The organism is Pseudomonas sp. GD03875 (assembly GCF_029840585.1).
In the GTDB taxonomy this organism is placed as follows: domain Bacteria; phylum Pseudomonadota; class Gammaproteobacteria; order Pseudomonadales; family Pseudomonadaceae; genus Aquipseudomonas; species Aquipseudomonas paralcaligenes.
Window position 1 is genome coordinate 1 of record NZ_JAOCCV010000047.1, and the last position, 26,756, is coordinate 26,756.

General features: G+C 69.3%; 28 protein-coding genes. 17 read left to right on the plus strand and 11 right to left on the minus strand.

The genetic code is table 11. The annotated features are described in order from the left end of the window. The coding region (locus N5D30_RS24580) for a DUF523 domain-containing protein (protein ID WP_279911089.1) at positions 1–479 on the minus strand (479 nt) is incomplete at its 3' end. A gap of 46 nt (positions 480–525) precedes the next feature. After that, entirely contained in the window at positions 526–1,134 is a 609-nt protein-coding gene (locus N5D30_RS24585) for a 2OG-Fe(II) oxygenase (protein ID WP_279911090.1), read from the minus strand. A 64-nt stretch (positions 1,135–1,198) separates the two neighbouring features. Between N5D30_RS24585 and N5D30_RS24590 the strand changes: the two genes are divergently transcribed. Then, positions 1,199–1,954 carry a hypothetical protein gene (locus N5D30_RS24590; RefSeq protein WP_279911091.1) on the plus strand — a complete coding sequence of 252 codons (756 nt, stop codon included), beginning with the start codon at positions 1,199–1,201 and terminating at the stop codon, positions 1,952–1,954. A gap of 66 nt (positions 1,955–2,020) precedes the next feature. On the opposite strand, the gene N5D30_RS24595 is transcribed toward N5D30_RS24590, so the two are convergent. Further along, a complete protein-coding gene (locus tag N5D30_RS24595; RefSeq protein ID WP_279911092.1) occupies positions 2,021–2,980 on the minus strand; it encodes an alpha/beta hydrolase in 960 nt (319 codons plus the stop codon). Between the two features lie 91 nt (positions 2,981–3,071). On the opposite strand from N5D30_RS24595, the gene N5D30_RS24600 reads away from it, so the two are divergent. After that, positions 3,072–3,638, plus strand: a complete 567-nt coding sequence (locus N5D30_RS24600; protein ID WP_279911114.1) for a DUF6436 domain-containing protein — start codon at positions 3,072–3,074, stop codon at positions 3,636–3,638. A 4-nt stretch (positions 3,639–3,642) separates the two neighbouring features. Here the strand turns inward: N5D30_RS24600 and N5D30_RS24605 are convergent, their stop codons facing one another. Next, positions 3,643–4,395: an NRDE family protein gene (locus tag N5D30_RS24605; RefSeq protein WP_279911094.1), complete on the minus strand. Its 753-nt coding sequence runs from the start codon at positions 4,393–4,395 to the stop codon at positions 3,643–3,645. 107 nt (positions 4,396–4,502) lie between these two features. On the opposite strand from N5D30_RS24605, the gene N5D30_RS24610 reads away from it, so the two are divergent. From N5D30_RS24610 to N5D30_RS24625, 4 genes are all read left to right on the plus strand, one after another. Then, complete coding sequence (locus tag N5D30_RS24610) at positions 4,503–5,285, plus strand: sulfite exporter TauE/SafE family protein (protein ID WP_220812470.1); 783 nt, start codon at positions 4,503–4,505, stop codon at positions 5,283–5,285. 9 nt (positions 5,286–5,294) lie between these two features. Beyond that, positions 5,295–6,083 carry a prolipoprotein diacylglyceryl transferase gene (gene lgt, locus N5D30_RS24615; protein WP_220812469.1) on the plus strand — a complete coding sequence of 263 codons (789 nt, stop codon included), beginning with the start codon at positions 5,295–5,297 and terminating at the stop codon, positions 6,081–6,083. 141 nt (positions 6,084–6,224) lie between these two features. Beyond that, positions 6,225–7,019 (plus strand): thymidylate synthase, encoded by a 795-nt coding sequence (locus N5D30_RS24620; protein ID WP_279911095.1) that lies wholly within the window; start codon positions 6,225–6,227, stop codon positions 7,017–7,019. Positions 7,020–7,051: 32 nt separating this feature from the next. Beyond that, the gene (locus N5D30_RS24625; RefSeq protein ID WP_279911096.1) at positions 7,052–7,324 is read left to right on the plus strand and encodes a hypothetical protein; all 273 of its coding nucleotides are present in this window, start codon (positions 7,052–7,054) and stop codon (positions 7,322–7,324) included. Between the two features lie 43 nt (positions 7,325–7,367). Here the strand turns inward: N5D30_RS24625 and N5D30_RS24630 are convergent, their stop codons facing one another. Next, positions 7,368–8,270 carry a LysR family transcriptional regulator gene (locus N5D30_RS24630; RefSeq protein WP_279911097.1) on the minus strand — a complete coding sequence of 301 codons (903 nt, stop codon included), beginning with the start codon at positions 8,268–8,270 and terminating at the stop codon, positions 7,368–7,370. Between the two features lie 88 nt (positions 8,271–8,358). Between N5D30_RS24630 and N5D30_RS24635 the strand changes: the two genes are divergently transcribed. Next, a complete protein-coding gene (locus tag N5D30_RS24635; RefSeq protein ID WP_279911098.1) occupies positions 8,359–9,237 on the plus strand; it encodes an EamA family transporter in 879 nt (292 codons plus the stop codon). On the opposite strand, the gene N5D30_RS24640 is transcribed toward N5D30_RS24635, so the two are convergent. Further along, positions 9,226–10,599: a DUF3482 domain-containing protein gene (locus tag N5D30_RS24640; RefSeq protein ID WP_279911099.1), complete on the minus strand. Its 1,374-nt coding sequence runs from the start codon at positions 10,597–10,599 to the stop codon at positions 9,226–9,228. The two genes, N5D30_RS24635 and N5D30_RS24640, sit on opposite strands and share 12 nt — an antisense overlap. Beyond that, on the minus strand, positions 10,592–11,977 hold the full coding sequence (locus N5D30_RS24645) for a DUF2868 domain-containing protein (protein ID WP_279911100.1): 1,386 nt from the start codon (positions 11,975–11,977) through the stop codon (positions 10,592–10,594). Before N5D30_RS24645 ends, N5D30_RS24640 begins: the two co-directional genes overlap by 8 nt. A 123-nt stretch (positions 11,978–12,100) precedes the next feature. On the opposite strand from N5D30_RS24645, the gene N5D30_RS24650 reads away from it, so the two are divergent. The 6 genes from N5D30_RS24650 to N5D30_RS24675 all read left to right on the plus strand — a co-directional run bounded on the left by N5D30_RS24650 (position 12,101) and on the right by N5D30_RS24675 (position 18,721). Next, positions 12,101–13,285 (plus strand): GGDEF domain-containing protein, encoded by a 1,185-nt coding sequence (locus N5D30_RS24650; protein ID WP_279911101.1) that lies wholly within the window; start codon positions 12,101–12,103, stop codon positions 13,283–13,285. Between the two features lie 49 nt (positions 13,286–13,334). Then, positions 13,335–13,847, plus strand: a complete 513-nt coding sequence (locus tag N5D30_RS24655; protein ID WP_279911102.1) for a dihydrofolate reductase — start codon at positions 13,335–13,337, stop codon at positions 13,845–13,847. Between the two features lie 83 nt (positions 13,848–13,930). Beyond that, entirely contained in the window at positions 13,931–14,578 is a 648-nt protein-coding gene (locus N5D30_RS24660) for a YitT family protein (protein WP_279911103.1), read from the plus strand. A 70-nt stretch (positions 14,579–14,648) separates the two neighbouring features. Next, positions 14,649–15,188, plus strand: a complete 540-nt coding sequence (locus N5D30_RS24665) for a sigma-70 family RNA polymerase sigma factor (RefSeq protein WP_279911104.1) — start codon at positions 14,649–14,651, stop codon at positions 15,186–15,188. Further along, complete coding sequence (locus tag N5D30_RS24670; protein WP_279911105.1) at positions 15,185–16,108, plus strand: FecR family protein; 924 nt, start codon at positions 15,185–15,187, stop codon at positions 16,106–16,108. The genes N5D30_RS24665 and N5D30_RS24670 overlap by 4 nt, the downstream gene beginning before the upstream one ends. Positions 16,109–16,279: 171 nt before the next feature. Beyond that, on the plus strand, positions 16,280–18,721 hold the full coding sequence (locus tag N5D30_RS24675; RefSeq protein WP_279911106.1) for a TonB-dependent siderophore receptor: 2,442 nt from the start codon (positions 16,280–16,282) through the stop codon (positions 18,719–18,721). A 22-nt stretch (positions 18,722–18,743) separates the two neighbouring features. Here the strand turns inward: N5D30_RS24675 and N5D30_RS24680 are convergent, their stop codons facing one another. Further along, complete coding sequence (locus N5D30_RS24680) at positions 18,744–19,205, minus strand: metallophosphoesterase family protein (RefSeq protein WP_279911108.1); 462 nt, start codon at positions 19,203–19,205, stop codon at positions 18,744–18,746. 115 nt (positions 19,206–19,320) lie between these two features. Beyond that, complete coding sequence (gene ilvD, locus N5D30_RS24685) at positions 19,321–21,159, minus strand: dihydroxy-acid dehydratase (RefSeq protein WP_279911110.1); 1,839 nt, start codon at positions 21,157–21,159, stop codon at positions 19,321–19,323. 453 nt (positions 21,160–21,612) lie between these two features. On the opposite strand from ilvD, the gene N5D30_RS24690 reads away from it, so the two are divergent. Continuing rightward, the gene (locus N5D30_RS24690; protein ID WP_220812455.1) at positions 21,613–22,455 is read left to right on the plus strand and encodes an alpha/beta hydrolase; all 843 of its coding nucleotides are present in this window, start codon (positions 21,613–21,615) and stop codon (positions 22,453–22,455) included. Positions 22,456–22,491: 36 nt separating this feature from the next. Here the strand turns inward: N5D30_RS24690 and N5D30_RS24695 are convergent, their stop codons facing one another. Together N5D30_RS24695 and N5D30_RS24700 are read right to left on the minus strand one after the other, a co-directional pair. Further along, complete coding sequence (locus tag N5D30_RS24695) at positions 22,492–23,688, minus strand: class I SAM-dependent rRNA methyltransferase (protein WP_220812454.1); 1,197 nt, start codon at positions 23,686–23,688, stop codon at positions 22,492–22,494. A gap of 59 nt (positions 23,689–23,747) precedes the next feature. Continuing rightward, on the minus strand, positions 23,748–24,287 hold the full coding sequence (locus N5D30_RS24700; protein ID WP_279911111.1) for a type 1 glutamine amidotransferase: 540 nt from the start codon (positions 24,285–24,287) through the stop codon (positions 23,748–23,750). A 195-nt stretch (positions 24,288–24,482) separates the two neighbouring features. Here N5D30_RS24700 and N5D30_RS24705 point away from each other — a divergent pair, with 195 nt between their 5' ends. The 3 genes from N5D30_RS24705 (at position 24,483) to N5D30_RS24715 (ending at position 26,664) form a co-directional block, all read left to right on the plus strand. Continuing rightward, entirely contained in the window at positions 24,483–25,295 is an 813-nt protein-coding gene (locus N5D30_RS24705) for an HDOD domain-containing protein (protein WP_220812711.1), read from the plus strand. A 44-nt stretch (positions 25,296–25,339) separates the two neighbouring features. Beyond that, positions 25,340–26,152, plus strand: a complete 813-nt coding sequence (mutM, locus tag N5D30_RS24710; protein WP_279911112.1) for a bifunctional DNA-formamidopyrimidine glycosylase/DNA-(apurinic or apyrimidinic site) lyase — start codon at positions 25,340–25,342, stop codon at positions 26,150–26,152. A gap of 173 nt (positions 26,153–26,325) precedes the next feature. Beyond that, entirely contained in the window at positions 26,326–26,664 is a 339-nt protein-coding gene (locus N5D30_RS24715; protein ID WP_279911113.1) for a multidrug transporter, read from the plus strand. Positions 26,665–26,756 lie beyond the last annotated feature (92 nt).

Genomic DNA, 26,756 nt, shown 5'->3' on the forward strand with positions numbered 1-26,756 from the left:
AGCCGGTCCAGCTCGGCGGCCGCCTCGGCCAGTTGCTGTTCGTTGAACACCTTCACCCCGGCGCGGCGCAGCAGGGCGGCGGTGACGCCTTCGCCCTCGACCAGGCGGCCGCCGAAGCTGCCGTCGTAGTTGTGGGTGTTGCCGCAGGACGGGCTACGCGCCTTGAGCACGGCTACGCGCAGGCCGTGTCGCCGGACCAGCGCCAGGGCGGCCTCGGCACCGGCCACGAAGGCGGCAGTGACATCGTCGCCGGCGTCGGTCAGCACCGGCAGCGTGCCGTCCAGCACGCCGCCGCCCTGGCCGCCGGGAATCTCCGCCGGCGGGCGTGGGGTCGGCAGGCCGCCGGCCACCTCCGGACACAGCGGCACGACGCGGCCTTCCTCCTGCCAGCGCTGCAGCAGGCCGTAGGGCCCGTGGGCGCCGCCGTCGTAGCGCACCTTGTGGCCGAGCAGGCAACGGCTGACCAGCAGCTTCTCCATCACTCCTCCTGTAGGGCGGGTGCAACCCGCGTCGCCGACCCTGGGTTCAGCGGCGCCGGAACCAGCCGGTGATCGACAGGCGTTCGCGGCTGGCCGGTAGCACCTCGTGGGGCAGTTCGGCGGACATGAACAGCACCAGCGTGCCGGCGGCCGGTAGCACGTCCAGCTCGGCCTCGTCCGGCAGGTACAGGCGCAGGGCACCGCCGTGCTCGGCCTGCCAATCTTCGTTGAGGTAGTACACGGCGCTGACGGTGCGCCGGTCATCGTCGCGGAAGCGGTCCAGGTGCTTCTGGTAGAAGGCGCCGGGCGGGTAGCAGGCGAAGTGGCACTCGAAGTCTTCCAGGCCGAGGAAGAAGGCCTGGTTGAGCGCTTGGCGCAGTTCGTCCAGCGCCTGCAGGTAGCGGTCGCCGGGGGCGCTCTGGCCGTGTTCCAGCCACTGGATGCTGTCGCCGCGGATGCCCTCGCGCACCGCCAGGCCCTGGCCGCGGCCGACGCCCGCCGGCGTCAGCGCGCCTTCGCGGGCCCGCTTGCGGCACTCGGCGGCCAGTTCGTGGGTCAGAGTCTCCGGCAGGACATGGATCTGCCGCGACCAGCCTTGGCCGGCGAGGTCATCGATGATTTGCGGCAGGAGCCGCTGCAGGGGGGTATCGGTCATGCGCCGATTCTACCAGCGCCGCCTGCGGCCCCCTACAATAGCCGCCGCCAGACAGGAGTTCTTCATGCGCGCCGTTTTCGCTCTGTTCATGCTGCTGTGCAGCTTCGCCGTTTCCGCCGACGACTACGCCAGGCTCTACCAGAGCGCCGGCTGGCCGGACCAGCGCGCCCACTTCGGCGACGCCCTCAAGGCCGCCCAGCAGCGCTACCAGGCCAGCCTGCCGCCGGCGGTGTTCCAGGCCCTGGTGCACAACAGCAACCGCCGCTTCGAGCCGACCGGGATGGACCAGCGCGCCCTGGCCACCCTGCGCACGGAGCTGGCGGACCCGCAGCCGGCGCTGCAGTTCTTTGAATCCGCGCTGGGTCGGCGCATCGTCGCCGCCGAGACCCTCGCCACGTCCCGCGAACAGCTGGCCGCCCACGCTAACGGCCTGCCGGCGGTGGAGGCCGACGCCACCCGCCGTCTGCTGATCCGCCACCTGGCCCGCGAGCTGCCGGCCACCGAGGCCGCCGCCGAGGTCAGCCTGGCCCTGGCCGGGGTCGCGGCCGACAGCCTGAGTTCGATGGTGCCGGGGCTGTTCGGCGGCGACCAGACGCAGATGCTGGTGCAGAGCCAGCGCGAGCGCCTGATGCAGCAGATCGAGGGCGATATCGACAATACCCTGCTGCACGTCTACCGCGACCTGTCCGACCCGGAACTGGACGAGTTCGTGGCCTTCGCCCAGTCCCCCGGCGGCAAGGCCTACTACCAGGCTGCCGTGGCCGCCCTGCGGGCCGGCCTGGCGGCGAACGGCCAGGGCGGCCAGCCGCAGGGCATCTGATGTAGCCCGGATGCGATCCGGGGCGGGAGTTGCCTGGGGCCCGGATCGCATCCGGGCTACGGCGTTCTAACGCAGTCGTTCGCCGAGGAAGTCGAAGTATTCGCGGCGGATGCCTTCGCTCTCGTTGACCAGATGATGGCGGGCGCCGGGGATGCGCAGGATTTCCGGCTGGTCGAACTTGGCCTGCAGCACCCGCAGGTTGTGCCGCCAGTCCACCGTCATGTCCGCCTCGCCCTGCACCACCAGCGGGCGCAACGGCCGGGGTGCGGCCCGTTCGATGCGCGGAATCCATCTGGCCAGGGCGCCGATCCAGGCGGTCGGCAGGTGGCGCGGCTGCAGCGGGTCGCGGTTGCGCAGGAAGTCGAGGAATTCGGCGTCGCCGGAGTTCTCCGAGAAGCGCCGGGGAATCTCGCTGCGGAACGGCCCGATCAGGTGGTAGCTGATCTTCGACAGACCCCAGGCCCGCGGCCGCACCAGCGGCGCCAGGAGGATGGTGGCGCCGGGCTCCGGGCGGGGTTCGCCGAGCAGCAGGAAGTCGATCAGGATGGCGCCGCCGGTGCTCTGCCCGCACAGGTGCCAGGGCTGCGGCAGGTCGAGGCCGGCGGCCTCGGCGAACAGGCACTGCAGGGTGCGCTGGTAGGCGGCGAAGTCGTCGATGCTGGCCCGCGCGCCGGCGGACAGGCCGTGGCCGGGCAGGTCGCAGGCCAGTACTGCGAGGTTCTGCCCCAACGCCCAGTCCACCACGTGGCGGTACAGGCCCATGTGGTCGTAGTAGCCGTGCAGCAGGATCAGGGTCGCCCGGGGCTCCGGCGGCAGCCACAGCTGCGCCACCAGGTCGAGGCCGTCGCACTGGAAGCGCCCCAGGCGGCTGCGCATGCCGGCGTGCTGCGGCAGGTCCAGGCCGTAGTAGCGCTGGTAGGCCAGCGCTTCGGCATCCATGGGCAGGGCCGCGGCCAAGGGTCGCAGGCCGGCGCGCAGGCGCGCGGGCTGGAAGGGCTCTGGCAGGGGCTGGGGCATGGCGGTCATGGCGTTTCGGCGAGCGATGGAGAGAGCGCCGATATTCAGCTGTCGGGCGCGGCGTGGCAAGCTAGACGCCCGTTTCCCCGTGCCCATGATCATGCCCGTCCGCCGCAAGACCCTTCTCGTCAGCCTGGTCGTCATCCTCTGGCTGGCCGCCATGGCGACCGCCCTGTGGTGGTTCCAGACGCGCTACATCCGCCCGTTCGAACCGCGCACCGAATTGTTCTCGGGCGCCGAGCTGCGCCTGCCGGCCGAGCTGGCCGGGCCGGGGGCAATCCGCCTGGTGCATTTCTGGGACCCGGGCTGCCCGTGCAACGTCGGCAACCAGCAGCACCTCGGCGAGCTGGTGCAGGCCTACGTGCCGCGCGGCGTGCAGTTCTACGCGGTACAGAAGGCCGGCAGCCACGGCCGCCTGCCGGGCAACCTGCAGGCGCTGCAGCCACTGGAGGCGCTGCCGGGCAGCGAGGGCCTGCCGGCCAGCCCGGCGGTGGCGATCTGGGATCGGGAGGGCCGCCTGGCCTACTTCGGCCCCTACAGCGAGGGCGCGCTGTGCACGTCCAGCAACAGTTTCATCGAGCCGATCCTGGAGGCGCTGGTGGCCGGCCGGCCGGTACGCGCCGACAGCAACCTGGCGGTGGGCTGCTTCTGCGACTGGCAGGATTGACCGGTCAGGTGTCGAAGCGCAGGTCCACTTCGCCTATGGCCCGGCCCCCGTCGCCGAAGCTGCGCTCCACCAGGCGCACACCGCCGTCGCCGGCCATCACCAGCGCGGTGCTGGCCCGGGTACCGTAGCCGGGGCCGACGATGAACACCGTGGCCAGCAGCATCTCCCAGTCCAGCCCGACGCCGGTGTCCGGCAGCAGGACCCGGGGCGGTTGCTGGCGGTCGCCGAGCAGGTCCAGCAGGCGCTCCGGTCGCGGGTCGTCCAGGGTCGCGGCGAGCGCCGCGGTGGCGCGCAGCACCTTGGGCCAGGGCGTGTCCAGCCCCGCGTTGGACAGCCCGTAGAGCCCGGGCAGCAGACGGCGGATCTCGCCTTCCTCGGAATTGAAGTAGTACAGCGCGTGACGGTCGCCGAGCAGCAGGTTGAAGCCGCTGTATTCGTCCACCCGGAGAGCCAGTTCGGCCAGGAACGCCGGTGCCGAGGCCGCGCCGCGCAGGTAGTCCAGCGGCAGCTCGCCGCGCGAACGGGCGCCGCGTGGCTGGCGCGGGTCGCGGATGTTGGTCAGGGCGGCGAAGCGACCCTTGCTCGTCATCCCCAGCCAGGTGCCGCCGGCCTGCAGGTCGCGCCCGGCGTACAGGCCGGGGATGTCGGCCCACTCGCCCAGCGGCGTGGCGGCGCGCTCGTAGAACTCGTCACGGTTGGCGGCCAGCACCAGCGGTAGCGGGTGGCCGGGGCGCCAGGCGAAGACGATCAGGCACATGGTAGGTGGTCCTGTGTAGGGTAGGACCGAGCCTACTGCATCCGTCGCGCCAAGTGGAGGCCGGGAGCGCCTTCCGTTACCATGCCGCTTCGATTTCGGGGGGCTCCATGGAATTCCTGCTCTATCTGGTGTTGGGCGCGGCGGCCGGGGTACTGGCCGGACTGTTCGGCGTGGGTGGCGGCATCATCATCGTCCCGGTGCTGGTCTTCAGCTTCACCGCCCAGGGCTTCGACCCCTCGGTGCTGACCCACCTGGCCGTGGGCACCTCGCTGGCCACCATCATCTTCACTTCGATCAACTCGGTGCTGGAGCACCAGCGCAAGGGCGCCGTGCTGTGGCCGGTGTTCGCCTGGATGAGCCTGGGCATCCTGCTCGGCGCCGCGCTCGGCTCGGTCACCGCGGCGGCCATCCAGGGCCCGATGCTGCAGAAGATCATCGGCGTGTTCGCCATCGTCATCGCCATCCAGATGGGCCTGGGGTTGAAGCCCAGGGCCAGCCGCGCGGTGCCGGGCAAGCCCGGGCTGACCTCGGCGGGCGCGGTGATCGGCTGGGCCTCGGCGATCTTCGGCATCGGCGGCGGCTCGCTGACCGTGCCCTTCCTGACCTGGCGCAGCGTGCCCATGCAGCAGGCGGTGGCGACTTCCTCGGCCTGCGGTCTGCCCATCGCCGTGGCCAGCGCCCTGAGCTTCATGGCGCTGGGCTGGAACGAGACCCACCTGCCGCCGTGGAGCCTGGGCTACGTGTACCTGCCGGCGGTGGCCGGCATCGCCATCACCAGCATGTTCTTCGCCCGCTTCGGCGCGCGCCTGGCGCACCGCCTGCCGGCGCTGGTGCTCAAACGTCTGTTCGCCCTGCTGTTGCTCTGCGTGGGCACGAGCTTCCTCATCTAAGGAGTCGCAATGCTGACCTACCCGCAGATCGACCCGGTGGCCATCGCCCTGGGTCCGCTGAAGATCCACTGGTACGGCCTGATGTACCTGGTCGGCATCGGCGGCGCCTGGTTCCTCGCCAGCCGCCGGCTGAAGGACTTCGACCCCGCCTGGACCAAGGAGAAGCTCTCCGACCTGGTGTTCTGGGTGGCGATGGGCGTGATCCTCGGCGGCCGCCTGGGCTATGCCCTGTTCTACGACCTGCCGGCCTACCTGGCCGACCCGCTGAAGATTCTCCGGGTGTGGGAGGGCGGCATGTCCTTCCATGGCGGCCTGATCGGCGTGATGCTGGCCACCTGGTGGTTCGGCCGGCGCAACGGCAAGAGCTTCTTCGAGCTGATGGATTTCATCGCCCCGCTGGTACCTATCGGCCTGGGCGCCGGGCGCATCGGCAACTTCATCAACGCCGAGCTGTGGGGCAAGGTCACCGACGTGCCCTGGGCCATGGTCTTCCCCAACGGCGGGCCGGACCCGCGCCACCCGTCGCAGCTGTACCAGTTCGCCCTGGAGGGCGTGGCGCTGTTCGCCATCCTCTGGGTCTACTCGCGCAAGCCGCGCCCGACCATGGCGGTGTCCGGCCTGTTCGCGATCTGCTATGGGGTGTTCCGCTTCATCGTCGAGTTCGTCCGCGTGCCGGACGCCCAGCTCGGCTACCTGGCCTTCGGCTGGCTGACCATGGGCCAGGTGCTGTGCGTGCCGATGATTCTCGCCGGCGCCGGGCTGATGGTCTGGGCCTACCGTCGCCAAGCCGCCCAATAACTGCTGCGCTCGGTCGGGCTGCGTTGGATGCGCGCTCAAAATGCTCATTTACTTGAGTAAACTGCGCTTTTTCGCCCGCATCCGCCTTGCCCGACCTTCGCTCGCGACGTTCTTGGGAATGCTTTTTTCACTGGAGCTGAGATGAAACAGTACCTCGACCTGATGCGCCGGGTGCGCGAGACCGGCACCTTCAAGAGCGACCGCACCGGCACCGGCACCTACTCGGTGTTCGGCCACCAGATGCGCTTCGACCTGGCCGACGGCTTCCCCCTGGTGACCACCAAGAAGTGCCACCTGAAATCCATCGTCCACGAGCTGCTGTGGTTCCTGCAGGGCGATACCAACATCCGCTATCTGAAGGAAAACGGCGTGCGCATCTGGGACGAGTGGGCTGACGAGAACGGCGACCTCGGCCCGGTGTACGGCTACCAGTGGCGCAGCTGGCCGGCGCCGGACGGCGAGTCGATCGACCAGATTTCCAAGCTGGTGGAGATGATCAGGAAGAACCCGGACTCGCGCCGGCTGATCGTCTCCGCCTGGAACCCGGCGCTGGTCGACGAGATGGCCCTGCCGCCGTGCCACGCCCTGTTCCAGTTCTACGTCGCCGACGGCAAGTTGAGCTGCCAGCTGTACCAGCGCTCGGCCGACATTTTCCTCGGCGTGCCCTTCAACATCGCCAGCTACGCCCTGCTGACCCTGATGATCGCCCAGGTCTGCGACCTGCAGCCGGGCGACTTCGTCTGGACCGGCGGCGACTGCCACCTGTACGCCAACCACCTGGAGCAGGCCGACCTGCAGCTCACCCGCGAGCCGCTGCCGCTGCCGACCATGAAGCTCAACCCCGAGGTGAAGGACCTGTTCGCCTTCCGCTTCGAGGACTTCGAGCTGCAGAACTACCAGGCCCACCCGCACATCGCCGCGCCGGTCGCCGTCTAGGGCGCCGGTACCCACCAGGCCAGGGGTTCGCCATGACGACCATGATCCTGTTCAACGTCCTTCTGGTGGCGGTGCTGGCCTGCCTGATCAAGCCGGGCCTGCTGGCCAGGTATACAGGCGGCGAGCCGTGGCCCCGCTGGATATTCCTGGTGGCGCTGGTCGTGCTGGTTTACGTCAGTCCTTACGGCAGGCCGCCACAGGAGGCCCAGCAAGCCCAGGCGGCCCCGCCTCCTGACACTGCGACCCCGTCGGTTGCGCCTGCCGCCGCGGCAACGCCCGTGGAGGCGGCCGCGGCCGCTCCATGAGCGTTCCATGATCCCCTGGCAGGATGGACCGAGGGCCGCATGATCAGCCGGCCAGCCCCGCCGCCAGGTGATCGATCAGCACCCGCAGCTTCGGCGGCAGGTGGCGGTTGGGCGGGTAGAGCACCCAGGCGGTGCCCTGGTAGGAGCCGGTGTAGCGCCAGTTCGCCAGCACCTGCGCCAGGCGCCCTTCGGTCAGCGCCGCGGCGGCGGTGAAGCTCGGCAGGCAGGCGATGCCCAGGTGGTTCAGCGCGCCGTTCAGGCGCACCTCGCTGTGGTTGCTGGCCAGCCGGCCCTGCACTGTCACCACGCATTGCTCGATACCATCGCTGAAATGCCAGCGGCGGTCGTCCGGGTGTTCGTCCAGATACAGGCACGCGTGACGCACCAGTTCCTGCGGGTGCTGCGGCGTACCGTGGCGTGCCAGGTAGTCGGGGCTGGCGCACAGCAGCTGGCGCACCTCGCACAGCGGCCGTCCGGCCAGGTGCGGCGGCGGCTGGTCGGTGATGCACACCACCAAGTCGAACGGCTCGGCGATCGGGTCCGGGCTGCGGTCGCTGAGGTCGAGGCTGACGTCCACCTCCGGGTAGCGGGCGAGGAAGTCCGCCAGCAGCGGCGCCACCAGGTACTTGCCGAACGCCTTGGGCACCGACAGACGCACCTGACCGCGCGGGTGGCTCATCAGCCGCTCGCCCACCGCCACGGCCGCCTGGGCCGCCGCGAGCATGTCCCGGCAGCGCTCGAACACCTCGGCGCCGGCCTCGGACAGGCGCAGCCGCCGGGTGGTGCGCTCAAGCAGGCGCAGGCCGAGGGTCGCCTCCAGCTGGGCGACCTGCCGGCTCAGGGCCGAGGCGCTGGTGTTCGACTGGCGGGCGGCGGCGGAGAAGCTGCCGCACTCCACCACTCGGACGAAGCCGGCCATCAGCGGCAGCAGATGATTCATGCTCATAAGGAACAGGTCTTGTACAGAATGACTGGATTATCACTCTGAGGGTGGCAATGGACAATCGCCGGGTCCGTTTCTCGAGTGCCCCGCCATGACCACCCTGACCGCCGCCAGCCGCCTCCGCCTGATCCACACCAGCGACCTGCTCCTGCTATTGGTGGCGCTGGTCTGGGGCACCAGCTACGGGGTCGCCAAGCAGGCCCTGGACTTCTACCCGGTGCTCGGCTTTCTCGCCGTGCGCTTCTGCATCACCTTCCTGCTGCTCGCCCCACAGCTGCGTGGCGCCGGCCGCGCCGCGCTGCGTCCTGGGCTGCCGTCCGGCCTGGTGATGCTGGCGATCTTCCTTTGCGAGACCTACGGCGTCGCCCACACCAGTGCCAGCAACGCGGCCTTCCTGATCAGCCTGTGCGTGGTGTTCACCCCCTTCGTCGAATGGGCGCTGCTCGGCCAGCGACCGGCTGCGCGCCTGTTGCCGGCGGTGGCGCTGTCGCTGCTCGGCACCTGGCTGCTCAGCGGCGGGGTGGACCTGGACTTCGGCCTGGGCGACGCGCTGATGCTGGCCGCCGCCCTGGTGCGGGCCTTCGGCGTGTGCCTGATCCGCCGCCTGACTGCCGACAGCCAGGTACCGCCGCTGGCCTTCACTGCGGTGCAGACGGGCGTGGTGGGGTTCGGCTGCCTGTTCATCGGCAGCCTGTTGCCCGGTGGCTTGCCGCCGCTGCCGAGCGCACCGGCGTTCTGGCTGGGCAGTCTGTACCTGGTGCTGTTCGCCACCCTGTTCGCCTTCTACGTGCAGAACTGGGCGCTCGGCCGCAGCAGCCCGACCCGGGTCAGCCTGCTGATGGGCAGCGAGCCGCTGTTCGGCGCGCTGTTCGCGGTGCTCTGGCTGAACGAGCAACTGAGCCTGCAGGCCTGGATCGGCGGTCTGCTGATCGTCGCGGCGACGATGTGGACCGGGCTGTCACGGCGCTGACAGTTCCCCGGCCAGGCGCGTTACCTGCTCGTCGCGCTCGGTCTGCTCCAGGCGTGCCCTGGGGTTGAGGGACGACCACTCGGGGTGGGCGCGGGCCTTCTTCAACGGCTCCGGCAGGGCCCCCTGGCGCCAGGCCGCGTCCTGCGGCGAGTCCAGGCGGATCGCCGTGGTCGCCGCGTGGCCGCGCGCGGCCAGGGCCGCCAGCAGCTGGCGCTGGCGCAGGGCGAGCAGGCGCAGCACGTTGTCGTCCACCGTCAGCTCGCGCTGGCCCTTGAGCTTGCCGAGCAGGCGGTCGCCGTAGTTGCGCGCGGTCTGCAGCCCGCCGCCGGCGAGCGCGCCGAGCAGCGCGGCGGCGCCCAGGGTGAGGCCGCCGACCAGCAGGTCGACGCCGGCGCCGGCCGCGGCCCCGGCGGCCATCCCGCCGCCGACGCGCAGGCCGAGCTGGCGCAGGGTCTCGGGGTTGAACAGGTCGTCGCCCCAGCGGCCTTCCTGCAACGGCAGCTCGTCGGCGCGGGCGTCGCCCTCGCGGAAAGCGTACAGCCGCAGCAGGGCCTCGACGCAGCGCTGCTCGCGCTGGCGCACGGCCTGGTGCAGGGCGGCGATCTCGCCCTGCTCGATCTGCGGCTGGGCGGCCACGCTGCGGCGGCAGGCGGCGCAGTCGATCAGCAGCTCGGCGATCAGCCGGGCGCCGGCCTGGCGGCGCACCTCGGCCTGCGCCTCGTGGTCGGCGATCAGCCGTTCCAGCCGCGGCCGCGCCGGCTCCACCAGCAGCGCCAGGCTCTCGTACAAGCGCCGTTCGCCGTCCAGCGGCGGCGCCACGCTGTCGAAGCGCACCAGGGCGTGCAGGCCGAGGCGGGCCAGCGACTCGCGCCACTCGGCCTCGCGCTGGCGTTCGCTGGCGCTGAAGTTCAGCACCGGCAGCAGCGGCTTGCCGCAGCCGGCCAGCACCGCCAGTTCGTCGCGGTACTTGGCCAGCACCGGCTCGCGGGCGTCGATCACGTACAGGCCGGCGTCGCTGGCCAGCAGCTGGCGCAGCACCTTGGCTTCCTGCTCGAAGCGCTGGCGCGCCTCGGCGGTGTCGAGGAAGCGGGCGGTGCGGGCCGGGCCGTCCAGGCGCTCGCCGGGGCGTTCGAGGCGCTCCAGGTAGTCGAGCAGGGCGATGGCGTCTTCCAGGCCGGGGGTGTCGTACAGCTCCAGCAGGGCCTCGCCGCTCACCGACAGGCGCGCGCCCTCGACGTGGCGGGTGGTGCTGGGCCGGTGCGAGACTTCGCCGAAGCCGACGTCGCGCAGCAGGGTGCGCAGCAGCGAGGTCTTGCCGACGTTGGTGTGGCCGACCACGGCCAGTTTCAGCGGCCTAGTCATGACCACTCTCCAGCCAGGTCAGGGGCGCGCCGTCGGAAAAGGGCAGGTCGAGGCGCCCCAGGGCCTCGTGCCAGTCGCCCAGGCGCTGGCTGTCCAGTGCCTCGCCGGGGGGCGGCGGCAGCAGCCAGATGCGCGTGGCGGCGGCCATGCGCGACAGCTCGCCGAGCAGCGCCAGGGTGCCGCGGTCCGGCGAGCGGCGCGGGTCCACGGCTACCGCCAGGCGCGCCGGCGGGAAGCGGGTCAGCTGGTCGAGCAGGCGCAGGCGCTGTTCTCGGCTGTCGAGCACGCCGGCGTCGGCCACGTCCTTGCCCAGGGCGGGCGGCCAGGGGCGGCTGTCGTCCAGTTCCACCGCCACCAGCAGGGCGCCGTCGCGGGCGTGCGGCGCATGGCCGGCGCTGGCCTCGGGCAGCGCCGCGGGGGCCGCGTCGACCACGCCGAGGCGCTCGGCCGGCGGCTGCAGGCGCTCGGCCAGCAGGCGGTAGGCGGGCAGCTGGAGGTCCAGCGCCAGGCGGGTGCTGCCGTGGTGCCAGCGCCACAGGCATAGCGCGAGGAACAGGGCGCGTGGCAGCAGGCCGAACACCAGCAGCACGCCGAGCAGCCAGCCGGCCCAGGCGTGGCGCGCCTGCTCGACGGCGAGGGCGGTTTCGCCGCTGGCGCGGATGGTGTCCACGTCCGGCAGCGGGAAGCCGAGCAGGGCCGGCAGGCCGCCGAGCAGGTGGGTGAGGGCGACGAAGGCGTCGCTGGAGAGCAGGGTGGTTTCCCAGACGAAGCCGTAGCGCCGAGTGCTGAGCAGGAGCAGCAGCATCAGCGCCGCGCAGCCCAGGGCCAGCAGCCACAGGCCATGGACCAGGGCGCCGAGCAGCCAGCGGTTGAGCCGGCGCCGGCGCAGCAGCAACACCAGCGCCGGGCCGAGCTGGGCGGCCGCGGCGTCGCGCGCCAGCTTCTCGCTGAGCCACAGCCAGAGGCGGCCGAGCGCGGCCTGGTGCTCGCCGGCCAGGAGCAGGCCGAGCAGCCAGCCGAGCAGGGTCAGGGCGTGCAGGCCGAGCAGGCTGCCCAGGGCCCAGAACACGTTGACCGGGCGGCTGCCGTCGCCGAGCGCGGCGAAGGCCAGGCCGGCGCCGCTGAGCAGGGCCAGCAGCGCCAGGGCCAGCAGCGCCAGGCGCGCGCCCTGCAGCCAGTGGCGCAGGGCGCGGGTCTGGCCGTCGCGGCCGGCGAGGAACAGGGCGCGGGCCTGGATGCGGGTGGCCAGGTCGTCCCCGGCCAGGCGTGCCTGGCGGTTGGCCTCGGCATCCTCCAGGGGGCCGGCGTGTTCCTCGCGCAGGCGCACGGCTTCGCACAGCCAGAGGCATTGCAGGTGGTTCGATCGGGCTTCGCTCACGCGCAGTTCCGTTGGCGGGTCGGGGTTTGCAGCATAACCCCTGTTCCGCGCGGGTGGTAAAGCCGGGTTGTGGCGAGGCCTGCCGAACACTAGTCTGGATCGAAAAACAACAAGAGCGCGCGCATGCAACTGCCCCCGCTGGACCGGGTCCATCAGGACTCCCCGTACCTGCGCCAACACCGCGACGGCTTCCGGCTGCTCAGCTTCGACGGCGAGATGGAGGCGGCCTTCAACCGCTACCACCTCAGCGTGTTCCTGGTGCGCATGCGCTGGGCGCTGCTCGCGGGTGTGGTGCTCATTGCGCTGTTCGCGGTGCTGGACGTGCTGAGCCTGCCGGCAGAGGTGCACAAGCGCACGGTGGCGGTACGTCTCGGGCTGATGTTGCCGATGCTGCTGATCGCCTGGTTCTCCACCTATGTGCGCCGGATGCGCCCGCACCTGCAGCTGATCGGTGCCGGCGCGGCCTTGGCCTGCGGGCTCGGCGTCGACGGCATCATCTGGATCGCCCGGGTCTGGGACTTTCCGCTGCCCTACGAGGGCATCATCCTGGTCACGGTGTTCTGCTATTTCCTCCTCGGCCTGCGCTTCGTCACCGCGGCGCTGTGCGGCTGGCTGACCTTCTTCGCCTACCTGGCGGTGGAGGTGACGAGCGGCCTGCCCGCCGAGCAGTTGCTCTACAACGCGGTGTTCCTCGGCAGCGCCAATCTGATCGGCTGCTTCGGCTGCTACTTCCTCGAATACGCCACCCGGCAGAACTTCCTCGCCCAGGGCCTGCTGCAGGACCTGGCGGAGAAGGACTATCTCACCGGCCTGCTCAACCGCCGGGCATTCAGCGAGCGCGCCGGGCGCAGCTGGCGCCAGGCGGTGCGCGAGGCGCAGCCGATTGCCGTGGCGATGGCGGATGTGGACTACTTCAAGCGCTACAACGACCACTACGGCCATGCGGCCGGCGACGAGGCCCTGCGGGCCGTGGGCCAGGTCGTCGGGCGCCATGCGCGGCGGCCGCTGGACTCCACCGCGCGCTACGGCGGGGAGGAGTTCGTCGGCCTGTGGTTCGGGCTGGACGAAGCCGACATCCTGGCGATCCTCGAGGAGATGCGCGCGGAGATCGAGGCGCTCGGCCTGGCCCATGCGCATTCCGACGTCGCGCCGGTGGTGACCATCAGCGTGGGCCTCGCCTGGCTGGTGCCCGAGCCGCACCAGAGCCTGGAGGACTGCCTGCGCCTCGCCGACGTGGCGCTGTACCTGGCCAAGGAGCAGGGGCGCAACCGGGTGGTGAGCAAGCGCTCGGGCAGCCGCGCGCCGTGATGCGCCACCGCGCTTCAATCCCGGCGGGCGAGCCGGTATCCTCGCGCCCATGAATACGACCCTGCCCCTCTGCCTGATCGCCGCCCTCGCCGAGAACCGCGTGATCGGCCGCGACAACCAGCTGCCCTGGCACCTGCCGGCGGACCTCAAGCACTTCAAGGCCAGGACCCTCGGCAAGCCGATCATCATGGGCCGCAAGACCTGGGACTCCCTCGGCCGGCCGCTGCCGGGCCGGCTCAACCTGGTGGTCAGCCGCCAGCCGGACCTGCGCCTGGAGGGCGCCGAGGTGTTCCCGTCGCTGGACGCCGCGCTGGCGCGGGCCGAGCAGTGGGCGCGCGAGCAGGGCGTGGACGAGCTGATGCTGATCGGCGGCGCCCAGCTCTACGAACAGGGCCTGGCGCAGGCCGAGCGGCTCTACCTGACCCGCGTGGCGCTGGCGCCGGAGGGCGACGCCTGGTTCCCAGCCTTCGACGAGGCCGCCTGGCAACGCAGCGAGTGCGACGAGCACGCCGCCGCCGAGGCCAGCCCGGCCTACCGCTTCGAGACCTGGCAGCGCCGCTAGGACTTTTCTTCACTGCATTGACCGAGGTCGCCCGCCATCCGGGCCGGCGCCCTATGCTTTCGTCTTTTCGCCCGACACCGATCATGACCGACCAGACCGATACACCCGCCCAGGCGGATACCATCGCCGCTATCTTCGTCCGCCACCCGCTTTGGGAGGACGCCCTGGCCCTGCTGTTCGGCACCGCCCTGGTGGCCCTCGGCATCGCCTTCTACAGCCACGCCGGACTGCTCACCGGCGGCACCGTGGGCATCGCCTTCCTCGCCAAGTACCTGGCCGGCTGGCCCTTCGGCCTGGTGTTCTGCCTGGTCAACCTGCCGTTCTACCTGCTCGGCATCTGGCGCCTGGGCTGGGGCTTCACCCTGCGCACCGGCTGCGCGGTGCTGCTGGTCTCGCTGCTGGCCGAACTGACCCCGGGCTGGGTCGCCTTCAGCCAGCTGAACGAACTCTACGCCGCGCTGTTCGGCGGCGCGGCCATGGGCCTGGGCCTGCTGATGCTGTTCCGCCACCGCGCCAGCCTGGGCGGGGTGAACATCCTCGCGCTGTTCCTCCAGGAGCGCTTCGGCCTGCGCGCCGGCGCGGTGCAGATGGGCATCGACGCCGTCATCGTGCTGGGCGCGATCTTCGTGGTGGCACCGGAAAAGGTCGCCCTGTCGGTGCTGGGCGCGGTGATGCTCAACCTGGTGCTGGCGCTCAACCACCGTTCGGACCGCTACGTGGGCGTGAGCTGAAGAAGCAATTGCGAATTAATTGCATTAGCTGGTAGGGTGCGCGGCTTTCCCCCTCGCAGGTAGTCGCCGCGTGTCGACCTGGAACGCCCAGCTCGCCCGATTGTTTCTGGAGCAGAAGAAGGCCCTGGAAGCCTTCGTGTCGCGGCGCACCGGCAATCGCCAGGTGGCGGCGGACCTGACCCAGGAAGCCTTCCTGCGCCTGGCGCGCCTGCCCGGCGGCGAGCGCATCGACAACCTGCGCGGCTTCCTCTTCACCGTCGCCGGCAATCTGGTGCTCGACCACCAGCGCCAGGCGGCGCGCCGCGGGCTGGTGGAAGGCGAGCTGCCGGAACACGAACCCACCTGCGCCGCCCCGGGCCTGCCCGAGCAACTGGCGGCCGAGCAGGAACAGGCGCTGCTGCGCGACGCCATCGCCGCCCTGCCGCAGCCGCGCCGGCGCATCTTCCTGCTGTACCACGTCGAAGGGCTGGCCTACCGCGAGATCGCCGAGCGCGAGGCGACCAGCACTCGCAGCGTGGAATATCATCTGCGCCAGGCCCTGATCGACTGCCGTGCCTTCGTCAAGGCGCGCCTGCACCCGAAACCGTTCCCGAGGACGCCCCAGCCATGACCGACGACGAGCTGTTCGCCCAGGCCAGCGCCTGGCACTTTCGTCTGCAGGCCGAGGATGCCGGTGAGCGCGACCGCCACGATTTCGCGGCGTGGCTGGCGCAGTCCGACGAGCATGCCCGGGCCTGGGAAGAGGCCCGGCAGCTGCTCGCCGCCCTGCAACCGGCGGCGCGGGCGGTGCATCGCGCGGCGCCCGCGCGCCGCCGTCGCGCCTTGCCCTGGGCCGCGGCCGCGACGCTGCTGCTCGCGATCGGCCTGGGTGCCACGCAGACCCCCTGGCTCGACCGCCTGCGTGCCGACCAGGCGACCGGAGTGGGCGAGGTCAGGACGCTGGCGCTGGAGGACGGCTCGCGCATCCAGCTCAACACCGACAGTGCCGTGCAGATCGAGCTGGGTGATCACGAGCGGCGCGTGCGTCTGCTGCGCGGCGAGGCCTGGTTCGAGGTCAGCCGGGATGCCGGCCGGCCGTTCTTCGTCGAATCCAGTGGCGGCTGGGTGAGGGTGGTCGGCACCCGTTTCAGCGTGACCCGGCGCGGTGACGAAACCCAGGTGCGGCTGCAGAGCGGGCGGGTCGAGGTCGCGGCTGGCGGCGCGCCGATTCAGCTGATGCCGGGACAGGGTGTGGCGTTTTCCGCCGGCGGGCTGCAGGCGGTGGCGGCGTTCGACCCGCAGCAGGCGTTCGCCTGGCGCCATCGCCAGCTGGTGTTCCGCCAGCAGCCGCTGGGCGAGGTGGTGGCCGAGCTCAATCGCTACTGGCCGGGGCGGCTGTTCGTGGTCGGCGCGGAACTCGAACGCAAACAGGTCTCCGGCGTGTTCGATATCGACCGGCCCGAGGCCGTGCTCCGCGCCATGCAACTGACCCTCGGGCTGCGTGCCGAGCATTACACCCGCTACCTGACGCTGTTGCACGCCGGTAGCTGACACGCTCGACCGCCCGTGCTCCCCTGGTCACCGACTCCAGATGATCGCTGCCGAGAAAAAATTTCAGGGTTTTCCCGGAGAGCGGCGTCCTTGATTACTGAGCGCAAATGACAAGCACTCTCAACGAGTGCGATAGCGCCAGTCACGCCTTTCGATCATTGGGGAGTCACCATGCACCACGTCACCGCCGGCTGTCGCGCCGGCCTGCCATCCCTGCTGGCCCTGGCCATCGCCCTGGGCATCGCGCCGGCCTCTCCGGCACTCGCTGCCGATGCCGCCCAGGCCCAGTCGGGCAGCTACCGTTTCGATATTCCTGCGCAGTCGCTGGACGGCGCGCTGGCCGCCTTCTCCGCGGTGACCCGCGTCCAGGTGCTGGCGCCCGCCGAGGTGAGCCAGGGACTGCGCTCGTCCGGGCTGTCCGGCAGCTATCCGCGGGACGAGGCGCTGGCGCGTCTGTTGGCCGGCACCGGCCTCACGGCGCGCTTCGTCGACGGGGACACGGTGACGCTGGAAAAGCACGATGAACAGGCGGGCGCGCTGACACTCGGCGCGACCGCCGTAACCGGCTCCCGGCTGGGGGCAATGACGGAGGGTACGGCCTCGTACACCACGGGCAGCACCAACGCCGCCACGGGGATGAGCCTCGCCCTGCGCGAGACACCACAGTCGGTCACGGTGGTCACGCGCCAGCGTCTGGACGACCAGGCACTGAATACCCTGGGGGCGGTGCTCGATCAGACGGTCGGCATCACCCAGTCGAGCAACGTGAGTTACGGGGCGTATAACTACACCTATTCCCGCGGGTATCGGATAGCCAACTTCGCCATCGATGGCGTGCCGGGCACCGGGGCCGTGAGTGTGGGAGGAACGGGCGCGTGGAATGACATCAGCGCCGTGGAAACCGCACTCTACGACTCGGTCGCCGTGGTGCGCGGCGCCACTGGATTCTTGCAGGGGGCGGGCGATCCCAGCGGCAGCATCAGCCTGATGCGGAAACGACCGACCCATGACTTCCAGGCTTCGGTTGAAGCCGGCGTCGGCAGTTGGAACCGCTATCGGACCGTGGGCGATATCTCAGGCCCTCTGAGCCAGGGTGGAGCCGTGCGGGGTCGATTGGTCGCCGTCTACGATGAGGGTGAGTCGTGGAAGGACCGCTACGAGGGCGACAGGAATGTGGCCTATGGCGTGATCGAGGCCGACCTGACCGACAGCACATTGTTTCGCCTGACGCTGGATAACCAGAACATCGATTCAAGCGGCGATGCCCAGGGTGACTTTTTCCCGATCCTGATGACCGATGGCAGTCGCTCGCCTTTTTCAAGGTCCGACAGCGCGCTCACGGATTGGACGCGGTTCCGGAAGGAGAGCACCGGCATGTCCGCGCGCCTCGAGCACAGCTTCAACGAGAACTGGCAGGCGCTGCTGGATTACAGCCGGATGTGGGGCGAAAGCAAGAGCGTATTCGGCAATATCGCCATCGCATTGAATCCCGATGGCACCGGGCGCACGCATCTCAGGAACGTGTCCTATGACCAGGACTGGGAAGGCATCAACTTCAAGCTGAATGGCCACTACACCCTGCTTGGCAGAAGCCACGAACTGGTCGCGGGCATCACCCGGGACTCGACGCGATACGACTCGTCGTTCATCCGCGACATGTCCAAGCTGGGTTTCTGGCGGAACGAGGGTGGCCGGTATGTGCCCGAGCCCGACTGGTCGACTTACAAACCATCCCTCACGAACTACGAGCAGCGGCAGCAGGGGCTGTATCTGGCTACCCGCCTCAATCCGGTCGATCGTTTGTCCGTGATCGTCGGCGCTCGCCTGAGCGATTGGGAAACCCGTACGAAGAACAGCATGACCGGAGCGGTAACCGATGATCGCAAGGAGACAGGGGTACTGACCCCCTACACCGCGGTCACCTATGACCTGACCGATCACCTGACGGCCTATGCGAGCTATACGGAGATCTTCAACCCGCAGAGTTTCAGGGACGTGAACAACAGCATCCTCGACCCCGAGGAAGGAACCAACAAGGAACTGGGCCTGAAGGGCGAGTGGTTCGAGGGGCGCCTGAATGCCAGCGTGGCCGTATTCCAGTCCGGCAAGGACAACCTGGCCGTGCGTGACGGCGACAGGCTGACGCCCGAAGGCGAGTTCGCCTACACGGCCGCGGACGATACCGAAGGACGGGGCTGGGAACTGGAAGTCTCCGGTGAGCTGGCTCCCGGCTGGCAGATGCAGGGCGGTTATACCCGCATGGTGCTGGAAGACAGCGATGGCGACAGGCTGGCCACGCAATACCAGCCCAAGCACCAGATCAAGGTGTTTACCAGCTGGACGCCGGCATATATGGATCGCCTCACCCTGGGCGGCGGCGTGCGCTGGCAGAGCGAGATCTACGATGACTCGACCCCCGCGTACCGCGAGGTCTATACCCAGGACAGTTATGCGGTGGTGGACCTGATGTCGCGTTATCGATTCAGCGACGATTTGAGCCTGACGGTGAACCTGAACAACGTGTTCGACAAAGGCTACCGGCATAGCTTGCCGGCCTACCATGACTACGGCCCGCCACGTAACTTCTACGCGACCCTGAAATACCAGTTCTGATGAGTTCCGCGCAGCGCGCAAGCTAGGCCAGGGCGAGTTCGACCAGTTCGGCGTCGGGCTTGCCGTCGCGCACGTGCAGCAGTGCCAGCGTGATCGGCAGTTTGAAGCGCCGTGGCCCGGCGCTGCCGGGGTTGATCCACAGGCGGCCGTCGCGGGTCTCGATCAGCGGCTTGTGCGAGTGGCCGATCACCACGACGCGGATGGACTCCGGCAGGCGGGGCGGCACCTGGTCCGCCTGGTGCACCAGGTGGATGCCGACGCCGCCCAGTTCCAGCTCGACCCGCTCCGGCAGCTCGGCCGCCCAGGCCAGCCCTTCGTCGTTGTTGCCGCGCACCGCCGTCAGCGGGGCGATCTGGCGCAGCGCGTCGAGTATCCCGGGTTTGCCGATGTCGCCGGCATGCAGGATGTGATCGCAGCCGGCCAGGGCCGCCAGCGCCTCGGGGCGCAGCAGGCCGTGGGTGTCGCTGATCAGGCCGATCTTCATGCGGCTCTCCCGTAGGGCAGGTGAAACCCGCGAGTGGATGCGTGCGCGGGTTTCACCCACCCTACGAAGCATAAGCCCGGCGCGGGGCCGGGCTCATGGGGTGTTGCAGAGCCCCTTACTGGTCTAGCAGCGCCTTGTCGCGCACGGCGCCCTTGTCGGCGCTGGTGGCGAGCAGGGCGTAGGCCTTGAGCGCGGTGGTCACGCGGCGGGCGCGGGGCTGGGCCGGTTTCCAGCCCTTCTTGTCCTGCTCGGCGCGGCGCGCGGCCAGTTCTTCATCGCTCACCAGCAGGTTGATGCTGCGGTTGGGGATGTCGATCAGCACCTTGTCGCCGTCGCGCACCAGGCCGATGGCGCCGCCGGCGGCGGCTTCCGGCGAGGCGTGGCCGATGGACAGGCCGCTGGTGCCGCCGGAGAAGCGGCCGTCGGTGAGCAGGGCGCACTGCTTGCCCAGGCCCTTGGACTTCAGGTAGCTGGTCGGGTAGAGCATTTCCTGCATGCCCGGGCCACCCTTCGGGCCTTCGTAGCGGATGATCACGATGTCGCCGGCCTTCACTTCGTCGGCGAGGATGCCCTTCACCGCGGCGTCCTGGCTCTCGAAGATCTTCGCGTTGCCCTCGAACACGTGGATGGATTCGTCCACCCCGGCGGTCTTCACCACGCAGCCGTCCAGCGCGATGTTGCCGTACAGCACGGCCAGGCCGCCCTCCTGGGAGTAGGCGTGCTCGACCGAGCGGATGCAGCCGTTCTCGCGGTCGTCGTCCAGGCTGTCCCAGCGGGTGCTCTGGCTGAACGCGGTCTGGGTCGGAATGCCGGCCGGGCCGGCCTTGAAGAAGGTGTGCACCGCCTCGTCGTCGGTCTGGGTGATGTCCCAGCGGGCGATGGCCTCGTTCATGTTCGGGCTGTGCACGGTGTGCACGTCGGTGTGCAGCAGGCCGCCGCGGGCCAGCTCGCCGAGGATGGAGAAGATGCCGCCGGCGCGGTGCACGTCTTCCATGTGGTACTTCTGGATGTTCGGCGCCACCTTGCACAGCTGCGGCACCTTGCGCGACAGTCGGTCGATGTCGCGCAGGTCGAACGGCACCTCGCCTTCCTGGGCCGCGGCCAGCAGGTGGAGGATGGTGTTGGTCGAGCCGCCCATGGCGATGTCCAGGGTCATGGCGTTCTCGAACGCCTTGATGGTGGCGATGTTGCGCGGCAGCACCGAGACGTCGCCCTCGCCGTAGTAGCGCTGGCACAGCTCGACGGCCAGGCGCCCGGCGCGCAGGAACAACTGCTCGCGGTCGCTGTGGGTGGCCAGGGTCGAGCCGTTGCCCGGCAGCGACAGGCCCAGGGCCTCGGTCAGGCAGTTCATCGAGTTGGCGGTGAACATGCCGGAGCAGCTGCCGCAGGTCGGGCAGGCGCTGCGCTCGTACTCGGCGACCTTCTCGTCGGAGCAGGAGTCGTCGGCGGCGACCACCATGGCATCGACCAGGTCCAGGCCGTGGCTGGCCAGCTTGGTCTTGCCGGCTTCCATCGGCCCGCCGGAAACGAACACCACCGGGATGTTCAGGCGCAGGGCGGCCATCAGCATGCCGGGGGTGATCTTGTCGCAGTTGCTGATGCAGACGATGGCGTCGGCGCAGTGGGCGTTGACCATGTATTCCACGGAGTCGGCGATGATCTCGCGGCTCGGCAGGGAATAGAGCATGCCGTCGTGGCCCATGGCGATGCCGTCGTCCACGGCAATGGTGTTGAATTCCTTGGCCACGCCGCCGTGCTTCTCGATCTCGCGGGCGACCAGCTGGCCCAGGTCCTTCAGGTGCACGTGGCCGGGCACGAACTGGGTGAAGGAGTTGGCGATGGCGATGATCGGCTTCTTGAAGTCTTCGTCCTTCATCCCGGTGGCGCGCCACAGGGCGCGGGCCCCGGCCATGTTGCGGCCGTGGGTGGAGGTCTTCGAGCGGTAATCGGGCATGACACGGTTCCTGCGGCTAATCAGGTAAGCATTGGTATGTGATGAGCGGGTCGGCGGCAGATGACCGCGTCGGAAGGTGGACGTGGGGCGAGACGGGATCACCGTCCGCCCGGCCCGGGCTCATTAAGCCCGCCGGAGGATGCCTGGCGAGGAATGTGCCGATTCTACGCCCGCTGTCGCCGCCGAGCCAAGGCGATGGGGATCGCCGGTGTGACAGGGCGTCTTTGGGGCGCAGGGCTAAGCCCTTGGTGCGATGCCGTTCATCCGCTTTCGCCGTTCGGTCGATTGCGGGTATGACCGGCTGGTCATTTAGGGTTCTCCGTGGTGCGCAGCGGTCCATTGGCCGCGCGCCGGCGGTCGCCAGCGTGTGTGGTACAGCCCGAGTCCGGCGCGGTGGGGCGGTAGGGAAATGGCGACTCGTATCTCAGGGAACAAGAACGAGGAAACCCTTCGATGCAAGACTTCAAACTCGGCGGCCTGATTGCCGCACTCCTGGCCGTATCGGCCTCTGTCCAGGCCGCTCCGTTGCCGGACACGCCCGGAACGGCGTTTCCGTCGGTCTCCAGCTTCGACAACAACGGCCCCTATGCGACGACCAACCAGAGCGAGGGGCCGAGCTGCCGCATCTACCGGCCGGCTACCCTCGGCCAGAATGGCGTGCGTCATCCGATCGTCCTCTGGGGCAATGGCACGGGCGCGGGGCCGTCGACCTATGGTGCGCTGCTCGGCCATTGGGCCAGTCATGGCTTCGTGGTGGCGGCGGCGGAGACCTCCAATGCCGGCACCGGCCAGGAGATGCTCGCTTGCCTGGACTATCTGGTGCAGCAGAATGCCGCGGCCTACGGGACCTATTCCGGCAAGCTCAATCCGGGGCGCGTCGGTACTTCCGGGCATTCCCAGGGCGGCGGCGGTTCGATCATGGCTGGGCAGGATGACCGGGTGCGGGTGACGGCGCCGATCCAGCCCTACACGCTTGGCCTGGGCCACGACAATGCCTCGCAGCGCAACCAGAAGGGGCCGATGTTCCTGATGAGCGGTGGCGGCGACACCATCGCCTTCCCCTATCTCAACGCCCAGCCGGTCTACACCCGGGCCAATGTGCCGGTGTTCTGGGGCGAGCGGCGCATCGTCAGCCACTTCGAGCCGGTCGGCAATGGCGGCGCCTACCGCGGGCCGTCCACAGCGTGGTTCCGCTATCAACTGATGAATGACCAGAACGCCCGCAGCACCTTCCTGGGGACCCTCTGCAGCCTGTGTACCAGCACCCTGTGGACGGTTCAGCGCAAGGGCTTCTGAGGCCTTGGCCCCGCCCTTGCGGCGGGGCCATGCCAATCAGCTGTTGGGCAGCAGGCGCACCGTCAGGCTCTTGATGTAGCGGGTCTCGGGGATCGCCGGGTGCACCGGATGGTCCGGGCCCTGGCCGCCGCGTTCGAGCAGCTGGACGTTGCGGTCCAGGTGGCGGGCGCTGGAGAGCAGGATGTTCTGCAGGTCGTCCTCCGGCAGGTGCATGGAGCAGGAGGCGCTGACCAGGATGCCGTCCTTGTTGAGCAGGCGCATGGCCTGTTCGTTGAGGCGGCGGTAAGCGGCCTCGCCGTTCTTCAGGTCCTTCTTGCGCTTGATGAAGGCGGGCGGGTCGGCGACCACCACGTCGAAGCGCTCCTCGGCGGCCTTCAGCTCCTTCAGCGCCTCGAACACGTCGCCTTCCACGCAGGTGACCTTCTCGGCCACGCCGTTGAGGGTGGCGTTGCGCTCGACGCCGTCCAGCGCCAGGGCCGAGCCGTCCACGCAGAACACTTCGCTGGCGCCGAAGGCGGCGGCCTGCACGCCCCATCCACCGATGTAGCTGAACAGGTCGAGCACGCGCTTGCCCTGCACGTAGGGCGCCAGGCGTGCGCGGTTCATGCGGTGGTCGTAGAACCAGCCGGTCTTCTGCCCGCCCTGCACCGGGGCCTCGAACTTCACGCCGTTCTCTTCCAGCGCCACCCATTCCGGCACCACGCCGAAGGCGGTGTCGATGTAGCGCTCCAGGCCCTCGGCGTCGCGGGCGGCGGAGTCGTTCTTGAACAGGATGCCGCGTGGCTTGAGAACCTGCACCAGCGCCTCGATCACCGCGTCCTTCTGGCGCTCCATGGCGGCGGAGGCCAGCTGCACCACCAGGTGGTCGCCGAAGCGGTCCACCACCAGGCCCGGCAGCAGGTCGGAGTCGCCGTAGACCAGGCGGTAGTGCGGGGTGTCGAACAGGCGCTCGCGCAGGCTCAGCGCCACGTTCAGGCGATGCACCAGCAGCGACTTGTCCAGCACGTGCTTGACGTCGCGCGACAGCAGGCGGGCGCAGATCAGGTTGTTCGGGCTGAGCGCGACGATGCCCAGCGGCTTGCCGCCGGCGGCCTCCAGGATCGCCTGGTCGCCCGGCTGGAACTGGTTCAGCGGGGTGGCGGCCACGTCGATCTCGTTGCTGTAGACCCACAGGTGGCCGGCGCGCAGGCGGCGTTCGGCGTTGGCTTTGAGGCGCAGGGCGGGCAGGGTCATGGGGACGCTCCGGGAAAAAGAGCGCGATTATACCCTGCCCACCTCCACCGGAACCGCCCTCAGGCGGCCAGCAGCTCCAGCAGCGTGCGGTTGAACGCCGGCAGGTCGTCGGGCTTGCGGCTGCTGATCAGGTTGCCGTCGCGGATCACTTCCTTGTCCTGCCAGTCGCCGCCAGCGTTGCGGATGTCGTCCTTGAGCGACGGCCAGCTGGTGATGGTCTTGCCCTTGACCAGCCCGGCCGACACCAGCAGCCAGGCGCCGTGGCAGATCACCGCGATCGGCTTGCCAGACTTCTCGGCGGCCTGCACCAGGGTCAGCGCGCCGGTATCGGTGCGGATGGTGTCGGAGTTCATCACCCCGCCCGGCAGGACGATGGCGTCGTACGCCTCGACCTGGGCGGTGTCGAAGGTGCCGTCCACCGGGAAGCTGTCGCCCGGCTTGTCATGGTGCCAGCCGCGCACCTCGCCCGGCTTGGCGGACAGGATCTCGGCGCGGGCGCCGGCCTGTTCCAGGGCCTTCTTCGGTTCGGTCATCTCGACCTGCTCGAAGCCGTCGGTGACCAGCAGGGCGATGCGTTTGCCTTTCAGGGAATACGACATGTTCGGTCTCCTCGAGGTTATGGGTGCCGTTCAAGGTCCGACCGGGCGCCGGCGAAAAAGATCAGGCAAAAGCATGGCTGTGCCGGCCGGACCAAAGGGGTAAACTGCCGGCTCCGCCCGCCCTCGCATTGCGCCACGACCATGAGCAACGAACTCTCCGCCGAACAGATCCAGCAGGTGCTGCAGGGCATCAGCGTGCCGCCGCAGCCACAGATCATGGTCGACCTGCAGATGGAGCAGATCATGCCCAACCCGGACCTGAGGAGCATCGCCAAGCTCATCAGCCAGGACCCGGGCCTGTCCGGCGCGCTGCTGAAGATCGTCAACTCGCCGTACTTCGGCCTGGCCAACAAGGTCAGCTCGATCCAGCGGGCGGTGAACCTGCTCGGCAGCCGCTCGGTGATCAACATGATCAACGCGCTGTCGATCAAGGGCGAGATGAGCGACGAGACCATCGTCACCCTCAACCGCTTCTGGGACACCGCCCAGGACGTGGCCATGACCTGCCTGACCCTGGCCAAGCGGATCGGCTGCGAGGCGCCCGACGAGGCCTACACCCTCGGCCTGTTCCACAACTGCGGCATCCCGCTGATGCTCAAGCGCTTCCCCAACTACATGACGGTGCTGGAGGAGGCCTACTACAACGCCGGCGGCGAGCGCCGCGTGGTGGACACCGAGAACCGCCTGCTCAACACCAACCACGCGGTGGTCGGCTACTTCACCGCCAAGTCGTGGAACCTGCCGCGCCACCTGTGCGAGACCATCGCCAATCACCACAACGCCCTGGCCATCTTCAGCGACGACTCCAGCCGCGACGTGCAGCTGAAGAACCTGCTGGCGATCCTCAAGATGGCCGAGCACATCTGCGGCTGCTCCCGTGTGCTGGGCAATCAGGAGCAGGACCACGAGTGGGAAAGCATCCGCCGTCTGGTGCTGGACTACGTCGGGCTGTCCGAATACGACTTCGACACGCTCAAGGACACCATCCACGACCTCGGCGCCGGCTGAGCCGCTCTGCCGACCACCGCCTCTTTCACCTCGTATCCGATGCCATGCCTGAACTACCCGAAGTCGAGACCACACGCCGGGGCATCGCCCCCCATCTGGAAGGCCAGCGCGTCAGCCGTGTGCTGGTGCGCGAACGCCGCCTGCGCTGGCCGATCCCCGAAGACCTCGACGTGCGCCTGTCCGGCCAGCGCATCGAATGCGTGGAGCGGCGCGCGAAGTACCTGCTGATCAATGCCGAGGCCGGCACCCTGATCGGCCACCTGGGCATGTCCGGCAACCTGCGCCTGGTGCCGGTCGGGGCTCCGGTGGCCAAGCACGAGCACGTCGACATCGAACTGGAGTCCGGCCTGGCCCTGCGCTACACCGACCCGCGCCGCTTCGGCGCGCTGCTGTGGAGCGCCGACCCGCTGAACCACGAGCTGCTGGCCCGGCTGGGGCCGGAGCCGCTGACCGACGCCTTCGACGGCGACCGCCTGTTCCGGCTGTCGCGCGGCCGCTCGATGGCGGTCAAGCCGTTCATCATGGACAACGCGGTGGTTGTGGGTGTGGGCAACATCTACGCCACCGAGGCGCTGTTCGCCGCTGGCATCGACCCGCGCCGCGAGGCCGGGCGCATCTCCCGTGCCCGCTACGGGGCGCTGGCGCTGGAGATCAAGCGCATCCTCGCCCACGCCATCGAGCGCGGCGGCACCACCCTGCGCGACTTCGTCGGCGGCGACGGCCAGCCCGGCTACTTCCAGCAGGAGCTGTTCGCCTACGGTCGTGGCGGCGAATTCTGCAAGAGCTGCGGCTCCACCCTGCGCGAGCTGAAGCTGGGCCAGCGCGCCAGCGTGTACTGCCCGAAGTGCCAGCGCTGAGGATCGTGGCAGGCCGATGATCCGCTCGCGGCTTCCATCCGGGCTAGGGGCGGCGACCTGCGTGGGCTGCGTAATGGCCGGCGATTGACGGCGTTCACGCTGACATTTGCCCGAGCGCTGTTATAGTTAACCGCACTGCTCTGTCAAAACTAAACAAAATGAAGGACCGCGCCATGAATCTGTTTCGCACCACCGCCGCTGTCTTGGCTCTGACCACTGGCCTGCTGGCACTGCCGGCGCAGGCGGAAATGGTACCTCAGAACGCCAGTGGCGACCCGCTCTACACCGTCGAAGCACCCAAGGGCTACGCCATGGCCGGTGATCTGCTGATCGCCCGCCCGCTGCTGATCGCCGGCACCGTGATCGGCGCCGGGCTGTTCGTGATCAGCGCGCCCTTCACCCTGGCCGGCGGCAACTTCAAGGAATCCGCCAAGTCCCTGGTCGGCGAGCCGGCGATGGCCGCCTTCGTCCGCTGCCTGGGCTGCACCGAGAGCGGCTACAAGCGGGACTGATTCCCCCTCCCGCCAAAAAGCCTCCGGCACGAAAGTGCCGGGGGCTTTTTCATGGCTACGGATTCGTGTTCGTGCAGTGTGTGGGAGCGGCC